Consider the following 309-nt stretch of genomic DNA (forward strand, 5'->3'; position numbering starts at 1 on the left):
ATAATTTGAAAATAAATATTAAAGTTTTATCATTCTTAGTAATTATAAGTATATTGTTATTAGGTTTAATTCTATATCCACATATACAACAAGAAATAACATTAGAAATAAACCAAGAAGAACCAAAAACACTCAATTTACAACTATCCAAAGAAAAAGAACTAAAATATCATCCTCAAATAAATTCTAATATTTTAATAAAGACAACAAGAAACAATTATGACTTAATAAAAAATGAAATACTCCATGATTTATTAACTAAAACTTGGAAAGATTGTAAAAGCAAATATAGTAATCATCCTACAACTC

1 protein-coding gene is annotated in these 309 nt (G+C 21.4%); it reads left to right on the plus strand.

The window, feature by feature from the left end; translation table 11 throughout:
* Positions 1-53 precede the first annotated feature (53 nt).
* Positions 54-309: hypothetical protein (locus OL66_RS00005; protein ID WP_156956329.1), on the plus strand; the 256-nt coding region annotated here is incomplete at its 3' end.

Origin of the sequence: Chrysanthemum yellows phytoplasma (assembly GCF_000803325.1) — a bacterium.
Lineage (GTDB): Bacteria > Bacillota_I > Bacilli_A > Acholeplasmatales > Acholeplasmataceae > Phytoplasma > Phytoplasma asteris.